Origin of the sequence: Microbacterium sp. A84 (assembly GCF_051842815.1) — a bacterium.
Classification (GTDB): domain Bacteria; phylum Actinomycetota; class Actinomycetes; order Actinomycetales; family Microbacteriaceae; genus Microbacterium.
In genome coordinates, this window is record NZ_JBPXMS010000002.1 from 115593 (window position 1) to 130673 (window position 15081).

Annotated in this window: 10 protein-coding genes; 1 reads left to right on the top strand and 9 read right to left on the bottom strand. The window is 64.4% G+C overall.

The annotated features are described in order from the left end of the window. Nucleotides 1-160: 160 nt before the first annotated feature. Nucleotides 161-2857 (top strand): LuxR C-terminal-related transcriptional regulator, encoded by a 2697-nt coding sequence (locus ACSU04_RS10945; RefSeq protein ID WP_439289512.1) that lies wholly within the window; start codon nucleotides 161-163, stop codon nucleotides 2855-2857. 180 nt (nucleotides 2858-3037) lie between these two features. On the opposite strand, the gene ACSU04_RS10950 is transcribed toward ACSU04_RS10945, so the two are convergent. From ACSU04_RS10950 to ACSU04_RS10990, 9 genes are all read right to left on the bottom strand, one after another. Beyond that, entirely contained in the window at nucleotides 3038-3484 is a 447-nt protein-coding gene (locus ACSU04_RS10950) for a hypothetical protein (protein ID WP_439289513.1), read from the bottom strand. Between the two features lie 496 nt (nucleotides 3485-3980). Further along, a complete protein-coding gene (gene tuf, locus ACSU04_RS10955) occupies nucleotides 3981-5174 on the bottom strand; it encodes an elongation factor Tu (RefSeq protein ID WP_439289514.1) in 1194 nt (397 codons plus the stop codon). Nucleotides 5175-5327: 153 nt separating this feature from the next. Beyond that, entirely contained in the window at nucleotides 5328-7442 is a 2115-nt protein-coding gene (gene fusA / locus ACSU04_RS10960; RefSeq protein WP_439284750.1) for an elongation factor G, read from the bottom strand. Between the two features lie 86 nt (nucleotides 7443-7528). Next, nucleotides 7529-7999 carry a 30S ribosomal protein S7 gene (rpsG, locus tag ACSU04_RS10965; protein WP_439284752.1) on the bottom strand — a complete coding sequence of 157 codons (471 nt, stop codon included), beginning with the start codon at nucleotides 7997-7999 and terminating at the stop codon, nucleotides 7529-7531. Nucleotides 8000-8004: 5 nt separating this feature from the next. Further along, nucleotides 8005-8373 carry a 30S ribosomal protein S12 gene (rpsL, locus tag ACSU04_RS10970; RefSeq protein WP_439284754.1) on the bottom strand — a complete coding sequence of 123 codons (369 nt, stop codon included), beginning with the start codon at nucleotides 8371-8373 and terminating at the stop codon, nucleotides 8005-8007. A gap of 980 nt (nucleotides 8374-9353) precedes the next feature. Beyond that, entirely contained in the window at nucleotides 9354-13112 is a 3759-nt protein-coding gene (locus ACSU04_RS10975; protein WP_439289515.1) for an SCO7613 C-terminal domain-containing membrane protein, read from the bottom strand. Then, on the bottom strand, nucleotides 13112-13357 hold the full coding sequence (locus tag ACSU04_RS10980) for a helix-turn-helix domain-containing protein (protein ID WP_439289516.1): 246 nt from the start codon (nucleotides 13355-13357) through the stop codon (nucleotides 13112-13114). The genes ACSU04_RS10975 and ACSU04_RS10980 overlap by 1 nt, the downstream gene beginning before the upstream one ends. Continuing rightward, on the bottom strand, nucleotides 13357-13833 hold the full coding sequence (locus ACSU04_RS10985) for a DUF2975 domain-containing protein (RefSeq protein WP_439289517.1): 477 nt from the start codon (nucleotides 13831-13833) through the stop codon (nucleotides 13357-13359). Before ACSU04_RS10985 ends, ACSU04_RS10980 begins: the two co-directional genes overlap by 1 nt. A 596-nt stretch (nucleotides 13834-14429) precedes the next feature. Further along, nucleotides 14430-15077, bottom strand: a complete 648-nt coding sequence (locus ACSU04_RS10990; RefSeq protein ID WP_439289518.1) for a spermidine/putrescine ABC transporter substrate-binding protein — start codon at nucleotides 15075-15077, stop codon at nucleotides 14430-14432. Nucleotides 15078-15081: the final 4 nt, after the last annotated feature.

A 15081-nucleotide genomic window follows, 5' to 3' on the forward strand; every position in this document is an offset into this window, starting at 1 on the left:
GACGTTGAGCGCCCGGAATCGGGTGCTCAAAATCGACGCTATCGACTGTGCTCGGTCATGACAGGAGTTCACCCCGGGAACCACCCACTCAACTACCCGCTCTGCACGTTTCACGATGATGATTACGACTTGGTGGAGGCGACCCGATACGCTGTTGAAAATGGAGATCGTGGCCAACCGCCCGGCCGGGAGCTTGTCAGCTGCTGACAGGCACAGGCCAAAAGTGTATTTCGCCCCGGTGCTTGAGGGTGCGACTCTCGTTCGCGAGAGATTTCGCGCGCCGATTCTCTCGCCAGAGCCCGCACCGAGGCTCGTACTCGTGCACGGTCCTGCAGGCACGGGCAAGACGACGACGCTTGCCCAATGGGCCCGGTCGACTGCGTGGGATGCTCCGCCCACGATATGGGTGTCGATGCACGATGACGACCATGGTCGCATCCATTTCTGGACGCGCGTGATCACCACGGTGCAGGAGTCGCGTGTGGCGGCCGGCGACTCGCATTTCGCGCGATTCGACACGACTGTGCTCGCGCAGTTCGGCATGCGCAGCACGCTCGTTCGTCTGTTCTCATCCCTCGCGAACCGCATCATCGTGGTGATCGACGACTTTCATCTGATCGACGAGGCCGCGATCGATGACGACGTCATCACCCTGTTGGAATCAACCTCGTCGGTGACGTTCGTCCTCGCATCCAGGGCCCGCAGTCCTCTGGACTCGACGCAGACCGCCGCCCGTATCCCCATGACAGTGGTGGATGCCACCTCATTCGCGTTCACACTGAATGAGACGCACGAACTGTTGGAATTGCACCGTGGATCCGAGCCTGTGGCGACAGCATCCTCAATCTTCGAGCAGACCGGCGGGTGGCCGTTGGCCACGCGCGCTCTCGCACTCACTCACGGCAACGGGCACTCTCCCGCCCTCGTGCGGAGCGTGCGGGATGGGCACGCCCGCTTCGTCTCGGATTACATAGGAACGCTGCTCGCCCGCCTCAACGAAGATGCGCGACACCTGCTGCTTGTCACGTCTGTGTGCGCAGAGTTCTCGCTGTCTTTCGCCGCGTCAATCGGATCGCTCCCCCGCACACGCACGGCGGCCGCCATCCGACAGTTAAAATCACTCGGCGTGACGACCAAGCGGCCGACTCCGCAGGGCACAGTCTTCGCACACCATCCCTACATGCGCGAAGCTCTGAAGAGGACGGCAGAAGAAGAGCTCGACGACGAACAGCTCGCAGAGATTCGCCGTCAATATTCGAGCTACGTCGAGCCAGGCCGTCCCGATCAGGCACTCAGCATCCTCTGCGTCCTGGGAGATCTGGACGCGGCCAACGCGGTCCTGACCAGGAACTATCCGATCCTGACCAGCGTGCACGCCGCACGCACGGCTGCGGTGCTACGAGACATTCCGGCCGTCCAGCTCGCGGCCTATCCGATTCTGCTCAGCGCGCTGTGGATCCACGCCCACTCCAACCCGGCTGTTCCGCTTGCCTGGCTCGACGGTTGGTTCGATCTGCTCAATACCGCTGTCCACTCAAGAGTGAGCGACGAGAGCGCGTTGCCCTTCACTGAATCTGCTGTGCTGACCGGGCTGTACCGTCTCATGGGCCAAAGCGACGACGCCGTCCGGATGGCCGACATCGTCTCTGCTCAACTCGCGAACCCTGCAACGCCTGCTATCCCGGATGCACGCAATTCGCTTCCGATGATCCACGCTGTTTTGGCATTGACGCGGTTGTTCGCTGGGGACTACGCGAACGCCGAGCGCCACTACGTGCTGTGTGCGACGGATGCGCAGGCCAAGGGGCTGCCGCTCGACGCCGTGCGCGGGTTGAACGGGCAAGCGCTGGCGACAGCGATTAGCGGCGACGTCGCGTCGGCGCGGATCAGGATCGCCGAAGCGGAATCCTTCGATGCGCTGGCCGATTGGGATGACCACTTCGGGCGTATCAACCTGAGAATCGCGCGTGCGTGGGTTGCCATCGACGCCTTCGACTCAGATGCCGCGCTGAGAGAGATCACGGCGCTCCGCCACCACGAACGGGCTGCCGAAACGTGGCCGTTCATCGCCCTGGCTGAGGCTCGCGCACTCCTATATTCGCACTGCGCGCGCACGGCGGAGTCAGCGTTGGATGCTGCGATCTCTCGCCACGAGACACGGCCAGAGCCGATCGCGGCCATGCGGGCATCCCTCACGGCGATGCGCGCCACCCTGGCGCTGTATCAGGGCGACGTTCGGCGCGCCCGTACAATTCTGCACGGCGCCGATCTGAACCATCCCGAGCTCGAGCTGGCACGGGCGCGAGTGTCTTTGCTCGCCGGGAACTCGAAAGCCGCGTTGATGAGCGCAGCGCGGACGCTGCAGCACACGCGAGAACACCGCCACGGAGCGCACCGGATGCGGCTCGAGGCAATGCTCATCACTGCCGTGGCCGAGCTACGGTTGGGGCTGCAGCGAAAGTCTGAAGAAACGACCCGCCATGCGTTCTCGTCGCTCGTCGAACTGCAGTTGGCGACGCCACTCGCCAAGATCCCACGCTCCGACCTGGAACTGCTCATCGCCAACGCGCGGATCGACACCGCAGACCCGGCGATCGCCGCGCTACTCCGCGTGCCCGATCTGTTCGCATCTGTTGGGCCGAACGAGGAGCTCAGCGAAACGGAGCTGCGCGTGCTCATGAAGATCGCCGCAGAGAAGACGACCGAGAAGACCGCGCGCTCGCTCTTCATCTCACCGAACACCGTAAAACATCATCTGAAGAGCATCTATCGAAAGCTCGGAGCAGGATCGCGCCAGGAGGCGTTCGACATCGCCGTGACACGCGGCCTGATCGACGGCGCTTCGGTCACTCGGTAGTGGGGCGTTGGGCCCAATCGGCACGTTACTCGGCCTCAGCTCACTGTGTCGAGTGAGTCACTGTTGAGCGATGCGATCTTCCCGTCTGCTGCGGCATCCGGCATCCACCATCTGCCAACGACAAACGGGCCGGACCCGAAGGCCCGACCCGGATGCCTCCGATCGCGCCGAAAGCACGTCTCAGGCTGCGGCCAGGTCCAATTCAGCGCCCGCGGTCGCCTCCAGATCTATGCCTGAGAACCGAACGCGCAGTATGCCGGTCTTCGCCGACTGTTGGCGCATGAACATCACAAGAAAGTCCATCGTGATGTTGTTGTGCACGTCGGAGACATCGGTCGACTTCTCCAGCTCAATATCCGACTCAGCGGGCGCTTGATGCTTAGCGACCATCTCGATGATGTGAAGCTTCTCGTCTGAGTCGACGACAAACAGGTTCGCTGAACCTCCCGCGCTCTGTACACGCGCGAATACAACATCGACCTTCTCGTGCCCCAAAGCAACAACGATAGGTGAGGTTCCGTCAGCTGCCTTCACCGTGAGTACTGAGTGCAGATTATTGCGCACGACGGACTTCATCAGGTCGCGCGCGTAACGGGTACGGATGAGAGTGTCGGTGTCAGCGGCCATCACGCCACTTCCCTTCATTTATGACCAAATTATCGAAGATTTCGTCAACTGATGCGCCGAAGGTGTCTTCTATGTCAGCTTGGGAGCGGATCGCCCGGATCACAACTCGCTGGAGACGACCTGATTCAGTCGCTGGCGGCCAGTGTTTGTGCACCTCGCTTCGGCGTCATCAAGCCATCGATCGACGGTTTCATCAACGGGGAGCCCATCTGGGATCGTCCACCGCTGGGCCTCGACTGCAGCGGCCTCTTCGGCTGCAGCACGACGCGATGCGCGATTGGCGTCTCTTCCAAAGTTTCGAGGTGTCACACGCAGATCCTACAAGCCACCTACGACACGGATCAGGGGCTGCGGATTGATCGCAGGGGTCATGATTCGCACCCCATTCTCGAGCCGGCAAACGCGCTGCGCGGCTCCGCAGCATCCGGCATCCACCATCCGCCAACGACAAACGGGCCGGACCCGAAGGCCCGACCCGTTTGAGAAGTAAGAGTACTTACTTGATGATCTTCGTGACCGTACCAGCGCCCACGGTGCGTCCACCCTCACGGATGGCGAAGCCGAGGCCGTCTTCCATAGCGATCGGCTGGATCAGCGCGACCGTCATGTCAGTGGTGTCACCAGGCATGACCATCTCGGTGCCCTCAGGCAGCGTGATGACGCCGGTGACGTCGGTGGTGCGGAAGTAGAACTGCGGGCGGTAGTTCGTGTAGAACGGGTTGTGACGCCCGCCCTCTTCCTTGGAAAGGATGTACGCGGTGCCCTCGAAGTCGGTGTGCGGCGTAACCGTACCCGGCTGAACGACGACCTGGCCGCGCTCAACGTCTTCACGCTTCAGACCGCGAAGCAGCAGACCACAGTTCTCGCCGGCCCATGCCTCGTCGAGCTGCTTGTGGAACATCTCGATACCAGTGACCGTGGTCTTCTGCGTCGGGCGGATGCCGACGATCTCGACCTCAGAGTTGATCTTGAGGGTTCCACGCTCGGCGCGGCCGGTGACGACCGTTCCACGACCGGTGATCGTGAAGACGTCCTCAACAGGCATAAGGAACGGCTTGTCGCGGTCACGCTCGGGGTCCGGCACGCTGTCATCGACAGCCTGCATGAGCTCGACGATACGCTCGACCCACTTCTCTTCACCCTCGAGCGCCTTGAGCGCCGAGACCTGAATGACAGGTGCGTTGTCGCCGTCGAAGCCCTGGCTGGAGAGCAACTCGCGAACCTCGAGCTCGACGAGCTCAAGGATCTCTTCGTCGTCAACCATGTCGCTCTTGTTCAGCGCGACCATCAGGTACGGCACGCCGACCTGCTTGGCGAGCAGAACGTGCTCACGGGTCTGAGCCATCGGGCCGTCGGTAGCGGCAACCACGAGGATTGCGCCATCCATCTGAGCGGCACCGGTGATCATGTTCTTGACGTAGTCGGCGTGGCCGGGAGCGTCAACGTGCGCGTAGTGGCGCTTGGGGGTCTCGTACTCAATGTGCGAGATGTTGATCGTGATACCACGCTGGCGCTCTTCCGGCGCCGAGTCGATGGTAGCGAAGTCACGCTGCACGTTGGTGGCCGACGGGTACTTGTCAGCGAGCACCTTGGAGATGGCTGCGGACAGCGTCGTCTTGCCGTGGTCAACGTGACCGATGGTTCCGATGTTGACGTGCGGCTTGGTCCGCTCGAACTTGGCCTTGGCCACTGGGTCCTCCTCAGGACGTTCGTGTAGAGATTGCCGGGCACTGGTTTGTGACCGGTTCCCTACGGGGTTTGATTCTCAGTTTAGTAGAGAGATTGCATGTGAAGTTGTGAGTGTGATCCGGATGCCCCTCACGAGGCATCCGGATCGAAAGGGTTATTCGCCCTTGATCTTCTGGACGATCTCGTCCGCCACAGCCCTGGGGACCTCAGCGTAGGAGTCGAATTCCATCGAGTAAACAGCACGACCCGAAGTCTTCGAGCGCAGGTCACCGATGTAGCCGAACATCTCGGACAGCGGAACCGACGCGCGAACGACCTTGACGCCAGCAGCATCTTCCATCGACTGGATCGAGCCACGACGTGAGTTCAGGTCGCCGATGACATCGCCCATGTACTCCTCAGGAGTACGCACTTCGACGGCCATCAACGGCTCAAGGAGCACAGGGTTGGCGCGACGGAGAGCTTCCTTGAAGCCCATGGAACCAGCGATCTTGAACGCCATCTCCGAGGAGTCGACGTCGTGAGCAGCACCGTCAACGAGGGTCGCCTTGACGCCCACGATCGGGAAGCCGGCGAGAACGCCGACGTTCATAGCATCCTGGAAACCAGCATCGATGGAACCAATGTACTCACGCGGAATGCGACCACCGGTGACGGCGTTCACGAACTCGTAAGTCTTCTCAGCATCCAAATCGAGCGGCTCGATGTTGAACTGGATCTTTGCGAACTGACCCGATCCACCCGTCTGCTTCTTGTGGGTGTAGTCGTGCTTCTCTACGGTCTTCTTGATCGTCTCGCGGTAAGCCACCTGGGGCTTGCCGACGTTCGCCTCGACGTTGAACTCGCGCTTCATACGATCCACGAGGATGTCGAGGTGCAGCTCGCCCATGCCCTTGATGGTCGTCTGACCAGTCTCGGGGTTGAGCTCCGTGCGGAAGGTCGGGTCCTCCTCAGCGAGCTTCTGGATGGCGACACCCAGCTTCTCCTGGTCGGCCTTCGTCTTCGGCTCGATCGCAACCTCGATGACAGGCTCCGGGAACGTCATCGACTCGAGGACGACCGGGGATGCCGGGTCAGTGAGGGTGTCACCGGTGGTGGTGTCCTTCAGACCGATCACAGCGTAGATGTTGCCCGCGGTGACTCCGGCGACCGGGTTCTCCTTGTTGGCGTGCATCTGGAAGACCTTCCCGATGCGCTCCTTCTTGCCCTTGGTCGAGTTGATGACCGCAGAACCAGAATCCAGGTGACCCGAGTACACGCGAATGTACGTGAGGCGACCGAAGAACGGGTGCACAGCAACCTTGAACGCCAGAGCCGCGAACGGGTCCGTCGCGCTGGGGTTGCGCTCGATGATCGTGTCGTAGTCCTTCGGGTCGTGTGCCTCAATAGCACCGACGTCGAGGGGGTTCGGCAGGTAGTCGACAACAGCATCCAGCATCGGCTGCACGCCGCGGTTCTTGAACGCGGAACCACACAGGACCGGGTAGATCTCAGAGTTGACGACCATCTTGCGGATCGCACCCTTGACCTCGGCGACCGTGAGGTCTTCGCCACCGAAGAACTTCTCCAGCAGCGCGTCGTCAGTCTCGGCGACCGTCTCCAGCAGAAGCTGACGGTACTCGGCGGCCTTCTCCTTGAGGTTCTCAGGAATCTCCTGAACCTCGTAGGAAGCGCCCATGGTCACGTCACCCTTGGAGTCACCTGCCCAGACAAGCGCACGCATCTCGACGAGGTCGACGACACCGATGAAGTCGCTCTCAGCACCGATCGGCAGCTGAAGCACGAGCGGCTTCGCACCAAGACGGTTGATGATCGTGTCGACGGTGTAGTAGAAGTCAGCGCCGAGCTTGTCCATCTTGTTGACGAAGCAGATACGCGGAACGTTGTACTTGTCAGCCTGGCGCCAGACGGTCTCGGACTGGGGCTCAACGCCCTCCTTGCCGTCGAACACAGCGACAGCACCGTCGAGCACGCGGAGCGAACGCTCCACCTCAACGGTGAAGTCCACGTGGCCGGGGGTGTCAATGATGTTGATCTGGTTGTTGTCCCAGAAGCAGGTCACGGCGGCAGACGTGATCGTGATGCCGCGTTCCTTCTCCTGCTCCATCCAGTCAGTCGTTGCGCCACCGTCGTGTGTCTCGCCAAGCTTGTGGTTGACGCCCGTGTAGAACAGGATGCGCTCGGTGGTGGTGGTCTTGCCAGCATCGATGTGCGCCATGATGCCGATGTTGCGGACCTTGCTCAGGTCGGTGAGCACGTCTTGTGCCACTGGAGTGTCCTTTTCTATCTAGCCGTACAACTGCGAAAGTTTGGGTGCCCGTCCCCGGCACGCGACCGGGAACGGGCAAAGGCTGTTTACCAGCGGTAGTGAGCGAACGCGCGGTTCGACTCGGCCATCTTGTGAGTGTCCTCACGGCGCTTGACAGCAGCGCCCAGGCCGTTCGAGGCATCCAGAATTTCGTTCTGGAGACGCTCGGTCATGGTCTTCTCGCGACGACCCTTGGCGTAGCTGACGAGCCAGCGCAGCGCGAGAGTGTTCGCACGGTGCGGCTTGACTTCGATCGGCACCTGGTAGGTCGAGCCACCAACGCGGCGGCTACGAACCTCAAGGGTGGGGCGCACGTTGTCGAGCGCCTTCTTGAGGGTTGCGACAGCGTCCTGGCTGTTCTTCGCCTCGACGCCGCGGAGGGCGCCGTAGACGATCGACTCTGCGAGCGACTTCTTGCCATCAACAAGGATCTTGTTGACAAGCGAGGTGACGATCGGAGCGCCGTATACGGGATCGTTGACGACGGGGCGTTTCTGGGCGGGACCCTTACGAGGCATTGGTCTTAACCCTTCTTCGCGCCGTAGAGGCTACGAGCCTGCTTACGGTTCTTGACTGCCTGGGTGTCCAGGGCGCCACGGACGATCTTGTAACGCACACCGGGGAGGTCCTTGACACGACCGCCGCGGACGAGCACCAAAGAGTGCTCCTGCAGGTTGTGTCCCTCACCGGGGATGTACGCCGTAACTTCAGCGCCGTTACGAAGCTTCACACGAGCGACCTTGCGCATCGCCGAGTTCGGCTTCTTCGGGGTGGTGGTGTAGACGCGGGTGCATACCCCGGCCTGCTGCGGGTTCGACTTCAGGGCGGGCGCCTTGGTCTTAGTGACCTTGGGCGAGCGTCCCTTGCGAACCAACTGCTGAATAGTTGGCACGTTCTCTCCTCATAGTGCTGCACGGTGACAGCGTGATGGGTTTCACCTCATGACCCACCGGCCGCGCGGAATCGCTTAGCTTTTGGTGTGGTGGGTATGCCGTGGGGGCGGACCGATATGGACCGGAGCCCGTGTGCAGGCACGCCAAGACGTGCACACACCTGATCAAGTGTAATGCGGCGTGGTGTAGCGGTCAAATGGTGGGTCGGGTGGGTGGGGGCGCGGCGGGCGGGGGTGGCGGCGCGTGGATGGTCGCGGCATCCGGGGTGAGGCAACATCCTGCGCGCGCGGCGACACGAAGCGCGTGAAGCACCATGTCTTCGGTGGTGGCTCACGCCGCGGCTGTTGCGGCGTGCGGGAGATGTTGTCTCGATCAGGCCCGAGTGCGTCGAACGAGGTGCTCGCGGGCTGGATGCAGCCGCGAGAATCGGTTTGCCGCACGAGACGGGCCGCGGGAACACCCGTCTCATGCAGCTGGGCCATTCTCGAGGCTGGGGCCGCGGGTTGGCCGAGCTCGAGCGGGCTCGGAGCTGGTGCCGGGTCGAAGTCGGCGAGTTATATTGATAGTGCCTCCCGTTGCGACGGATCGGGAAGAAGGCCTTAGAAACCCAGCCGGACGACTGGATCTAGGGCCTTTCGCTTGCTTCAGGGCAGATTCAGTCCCCCAGGCGGCTGGCAAGCGAGGTACTCGGTGCATAGGTGGCCCGGCATCCGGGGTGAGACAACATCCTGCGCGCGCGGCGACACGAAGCGCGTGAGGCACCATCCCTACGGTGGTGGCTCATGCTGTCGGTGTCGCGGCGTGCGGGAGATGGTGCGTCGATCGGCCCAGGTGAGTCGATCGAGGTGCTCGAGGGTGGGATGCGGCCGTGAGAATGGGTTTGCCGCATGAGAAAGGCCGCGGGAACACCTGTCTCGTGCAGCAGGGCCATTCTCGCGGCGGGATCGGGTGGGCGGGGCGAGCGGGGGCGAGGCGAGGCTCAGCGGAGGTCGCGGATGCGGGCGGCCACGGTCGAGGCATCCTCGCTGCGCCGCTCGTAGGTCACGGCGATGATGAGCAGCACCGCGCCGATGACGGCGAGCGTGATCCACCACGGCATCGACTCGATCCCACGGCCGATCTGCACCGAGAAGACGAAGACGTTCTCGATCGGCAGCACGAGCATCCCGATAATGAAGGGAGCAGCCAAGCGGCGGCCAGCACCGACCATGATCGCTGCGAGCGCGAGCACCATCACCAGGATCGCCCGCCACGTCAGCGGATCGGTGAACGTCGCCACGATCGACGCACTCATCATCGTGATGATGCCCGGCGCGAGCAGCATCCAGGAGCCGGTGCGACCGGCGGGCCAGTTCCCGAGCATGCCGCCGGACTCCCCCTCGTGCCGCCGCATCCCGCCGATTCCACGCATCCCGGCGATTCCGCCGAGCAAGAGGAAGGCGCCGAGCGGCAACGAAAACCACTCCACCCGCAGATCGCGCGGACTCCACGCGACCACCGCGGTGACGAACGCGACGCCGAACAGGAACCACACCGGCGGCAGCGTCGTGCGCTCTGCCCGGACGGCGGCCGTGAGCATGACGGCGAGGATGCCGATCATGAGCATCCACATCATCCAGATCGATCCCCAGTCGCGTTCGATCGCGCACCAGGTTCCGGCGGCGAGCGCGAGTACTGCGGGCGCGAATATCCAGCGCGAGGTACGCAGGCGCGACTTCGCACGCGCCGCCAATCGGATGCCACGGCCAGCGAAGACGAGAATGAGCGCAGCGAGCGCCGATACCCCGAAGCACGCGAGGAACAGCGTCGATCCGCGTAGGAAGGTGAGGTCGGCGCCGATGCCCATCCGGATGCCCTGCATCGGGCCTGCGATCGCAGCGAGACCCGCCGCCGCGAGCGTCGCTGGTACGAGCATCCGCAATCGTGCTCGGCGCAGCTGACGCCCGAGGCGGGCGAGCAAGGCGCCGATTCCGAGGAGCAAAGCACCGGCGGCCAGGAGCGCGAAGGCCCGCCAGGGCACGTCCGCTGCGGTGCGGGCATCCGGTTCGATGAGCGCGAGCAGCGCGATGCTGGGCAGTATGGCGACGCCGAGTCCGGCGGCGTAGAGGCCGCGCACCTCCACGCCACGCGCGGCGAGGATCGCCGCGATGAGCGCCGCGGCCAACGCGGGCGGAAGCAGATAGGCCTCGAGCAGGTCGACGCCGTTCATGGTCCACACGCACCAGAGCGCACCGGTGAACGCGGCTCCCGTCACCCACCAGCCGTAGCGACGACGGGTGAATACAGCGCTGGCGGCCGCTCCGATACCGAGGATCACCAGCACCAGGAAAGTCGTTCCGAGCCCGGCTGCCTCTCGTGCGAGCGCGAGCGCGGTGGCGATCATTCCGGTGAGCAGTGCGGATGCTTCGATTGCCACGCGGACGGCGGCCGAGGCATCCGCTGGTAGGCCATTTCGACGCAGGGAATCTCTGATGAGTGTGGTGCTCGGAAGCACGAGCGCGACGATCGCCGCGATGACCGGCAGGGTGACCGGCGAGGCGCTGATCGCGAGCACTTGGGCGCCCAGGCACACGACGACGACGGCGACGGTGGGCACCAGCATCCCGGCCGCGAGCGTGCGCAGGACGATGTTGAGTCCGGGGCGACGGGTGAGCAAAAGCGACAGGGCGAGCGCAAACATGAGGGCGGTCGAGAGTGCTGTCCAGCCGCTGCGCTCGAAGATCACCTGCACGATGCCGGCGGCGAATGGCACCACCGTCACGACCAACACGGCGTACCAATTGCGCGAGCTGACCTGAGGCAAGAAGGTCACGACGATCGCGCCGACGAGACCAGCGGATGCCACCAGGCACAGCACCGCGATGCTGCCGAGTTCGGTCAGCGCGAGCGCCTGCCCGAGACACACCAGCGCGTAGGCGAACCCGACGCCGACATGCAGGAAGCGGATGCCTGCGGGCAGTGCCATGGCCGCAAGCGCCAGGGCCGCGATCACGCCGAGACCGGACAGTGGTGCGGACTGGGGGTCAAGCCAGGAGATGAGCGCTCCGACCGCGATCGCCGTATGGATGCCAATGATCAGCACCACGCGATTCACCAGCGCGGTGTTGCGGATGCTCGGGATCGCTCTCAGCGCGATAGCCGCGGCTGCTGCGGAGGCGAGCACGATGATCAGGCGTGCAGGGAGCGGAAGGAGGTTGCTGCAGGCCAGAGTGAGGATTGCCAGCGCCGCCGCACCGATCGCGATGACGTCGGTGGTTGCGGCGAAGGGGCGGAGGGTCTGGTGTTGGGTTTGGGTCTGGCGGTCTTGGTTTTGGTGTTCCTGGGTTTGGACGTCTCGGTCTCGTGCCAGTCCGCCGAACAGGGCGATTCCGGCGGCGACCCCGACCATTCCGAGCACCGGGGCCCATTCTCCTGGCTCCCCTGACAGGAGGGGTCCGGTCCCCCGCACCACGTCGGTCAGGGTGTCGACGGCTGCGACTGCGGCATAGGTCAGGGGCAGGAGTCCGATCAGCGCAACCACGATGACGCCACCGATCGCGAGAGTGGAGCGAGCGACCGTGCGCGGCAACGGCGACACCGCGATGAGGGCGAACGCGAATGCCGCGGCCGTCGGGAGCGCTGCCGGCATCCACTCTGCTGCCGCGTGAGCCACGGGCGAAGTGACCGCGAGCACGAATGCCGTGGTCGCCGAGGCCCCGGCGACGAGGCTCCACCAGTGCCTCAACAGCTCGTGCGTGGCGAAGAGCGCGTGCGCGGCGATGAGCGCGAGCACCAGGCTGATGCCGAGCATGATCGTGACCGTGCCGGAGAACCAGAAGGATCCCAGCACCGCGAGGGGCACAGCGCTCAGCACCGCAGCCACCTGAATCGCGGTGAGCGAGCGCTGCGCTACGGGCGGCCACACTCTGACGAGCACGGCGGCCAGGAGAGCGGTGCCGATGTGTCCCAGGGCTGAGACATAGACCGCACCCGCGGCGTAGCCGAGCATCGCGGGCACGACGGCGACGCCGATCAGTGCTGCCCACGGCCACACTCTGATTCTCGAGACCCCGATCTTTGACAGCCTGCCTGCGGCGAGCATCACTGCGCTGGCGACCGCGGTTGCGAGCGCGGCCAGCATCCAGGTGGCTGCGGACGTGTCGCCGATCTGCGCAAAGGAGTAGACGTCGATCGCGACGAAGACGAGCCCGAGGGCGCCGACGGCTTCGGCGGAGAACTGGAGTCCTCGACGGGCGAGCATCCACGCTCCACCGAGGAAGACGAGCGTCACCAGCCCGACCACGACACTGCGCGCGGCTCGGTCGGAGAGGTCGGGATTCAGGAAGGTGAAGATGAGCGCGGCGATCGCGAAGAGTCCGGCGCCGGCGATCGCCAGTACGGACTGGACCGTGGCGCTGCTGCGCGGCTGGGGGTGGGGTTTCGGTTTGGTGGGTGGCGGGGTTTGTGGTGGGGCAGGTGGCGCGGTCGGCTGTGGGATTGCCGGCGCCGGCGCCGTGGCCGGGGCATCCACAACTCGAGGGACGCGACTGAGCAGCGCGTCGCGTGCACGTAATGCGGCGGCCGCGGATATCGAGGCGTTCCACACCTGGATTCCGACGGGACCGCGAAGGTCTGCACCGCAGTGGGCGCAGCATCCATCTTTCAGATTGTCGGATGCGCAGACGGGGCAGACGGTGCTGTCGAGAAGTCGCTGGGCGACGGGTTCGGCCCAGTTGATCGTGTCGGTCGCGGCACTCATCACTCCCCCGATTCTGTGTCGGTGTCGGTGTCGGTGGTGGTGTCGGCGGTCCACCGTAGGATGTCGCCAGGCTGGCATTCCAGCACGCGGCAAATGGCCTCGAGGGTGGTGAAACGTACGGCTTTGGCGCGTCCGTTCTTGAGCACAGCGACGTTCGCGGGGGTGATTCCGATGGCATCCGCGAATTCCTGGACGCTCATCTTCTTGCGCGCCAACTGCACGTCGAGGTCGATGACGATGGGCATCAGACGACCTCGGACATGTCCTGCTCGAGCTCGAGCGCCTTGCGCAGGAGTCCGCGCAGCACCATGACCAGCAGGGCGAGGGCGATGCCGACGACGACCCCGAGGATCGAGACGAGCAGGATCGAAGGCGACCCCGCCTGCGCAGCCGCGATGATCACGTTCGAGACGATGATGATCAGGCTGGCTGCGACCATCGTGCCGATGATGACGTCGACGTAGATGAACGCGTTCGAGCTGAAGATCCGCTCGGTGCGCACGAGCGACAGGAGCCGCCAGATGCAGGCCAGCACAACCTCCACACAGACGAGAAACACCACCGCGGCGATGACGCCGGGGATCTCAAGGTGAGCGAACTCGGGGAAGCGGTCCGCCGTGGCAGCGGCCAGGCCAGGAATCATCCACACCTGAGCGGCGAGCAACAACAGGATCATCACGGCGATCAGCGTCTTCAACACAGCGGTCACACGGGGTTGCATGAATCTACCTATCGATAAGCGGCCGGTATCTATCGAAAAACGATAGCTCGGGATGCCCGGGTGGCTCAAGCCAGGCGGACGCTCTCACAGGGAATGCACGGAGTGGGGCGCGCGCGGGGTGCAAGGCGCCCGGCGCCTGGGCGGCCCGGCGCCTGGGTGGCCGGTGCCTGGGGCCGGTGCTTGGGCGGCCGGTGCTTGGGCGGCCCGGCATCCGAGCGGCGCGGCATTCGGGTGTGAGACAACACCCTGGGCGCGCGGCGACACGAAGCGCGTGAGACGCCATGTCCACGATGGTGGCTCACTCTGCGGCTGTCGCAGCGTGCGGGGGATGTTGTCTCGATCGGGCCCAGGTGCGTCGAGCGAGATGGGTGCGGCGGGACTCGAGGGTCGAAACAGATGCCCGTGCGCAGCATCCAGGCGCAATGACCCACCATCACCGGCGCGGGGCGACACAGAGCGCGTGAAGCACCACGCTCGCGATGGTGCCTCACGCAGGCGATGGTCACTTCGGCGAAAAGTAGTGACTCAGTCGGGGCGGGTGGACGGGAAGGCGCACGGGACGGGCGGCAGGGGGCGCGCGGGCGGGGCCCGCCGGGCTAAGGGGCCTCGGGGTCGAACGGAGAGTCGAGCGACTCCGTGAGCTCGGCCAGCAGCGCCTCGATCTGCGGTTCGACGTGCTGCGAAATCGCGGCCTGCACGTTCAGACGATGCCGCAGCAGGATGCCGCAGATCTCGCGTCCGACCATATTGGCGTACTCATCGGCGAGGCCGACCTCTTGCCGCAGCGCGGCCTTCGCCTCGTCGCTCAGCGGCGGCAGCGGGGGAAGCTCGACGCTGGCGTCATCCGCGAGGCCCGCGATCGTGAAGAGAAAAGGGGCGCCAGGCGTCGGATCCGGATCGAGCGGCATGCCCTCGAACTCCGGCGCGAGATCCTCGGACGGGCGATAGCTGCGGGCGCGATTGCGCTCGGCCTGCTGGTCGAGCTCCATCTGCAACATGGGCAGGTTGCGCGCGGTGTACCCGGCGACGGAGTGATCGACGACCCGCTTGATCCGGGTGGACAAGCCGTGCTGCACACCGTGCGGAACGTTCGATCCGATACCGGCGGCGGAAAGGATCGGCGAGCCGAGACAGAGTCGACACGGGGCGGCGCGACCGCGGTGCGTGGGCGGCTCCCAGCGCGGCACCCAGCGCAACCAGGCCTCGACGGCCTGGTCAACCTGCGTCTCTATCGACCGCTCCACGTTC

What these genes read in the sequence shown, in the direction of transcription:
- ACSU04_RS10945 (WP_439289512.1), top strand. Translation starts at nt 161, where the DNA reads ATGGAGATCGTGGCCAACCGCCCGGCCGGGAGCTTGTCAGCTGCTGAC.
- ACSU04_RS10950 (WP_439289513.1), bottom strand. Translation starts at nt 3,484, where the DNA reads ATGGCCGCTGACACCGACACTCTCATCCGTACCCGTTACGCGCGCGAC.
- rpsG (WP_439284752.1), bottom strand. Translation starts at nt 7,999, where the DNA reads ATGCCTCGTAAGGGTCCCGCCCAGAAACGCCCCGTCGTCAACGATCCC.
- ACSU04_RS10975 (WP_439289515.1), bottom strand. Translation starts at nt 13,112, where the DNA reads ATGAGTGCCGCGACCGACACGATCAACTGGGCCGAACCCGTCGCCCAG.
- ACSU04_RS10980 (WP_439289516.1), bottom strand. Translation starts at nt 13,357, where the DNA reads ATGCCCATCGTCATCGACCTCGACGTGCAGTTGGCGCGCAAGAAGATG.
- ACSU04_RS10985 (WP_439289517.1), bottom strand. Translation starts at nt 13,833, where the DNA reads ATGCAACCCCGTGTGACCGCTGTGTTGAAGACGCTGATCGCCGTGATG.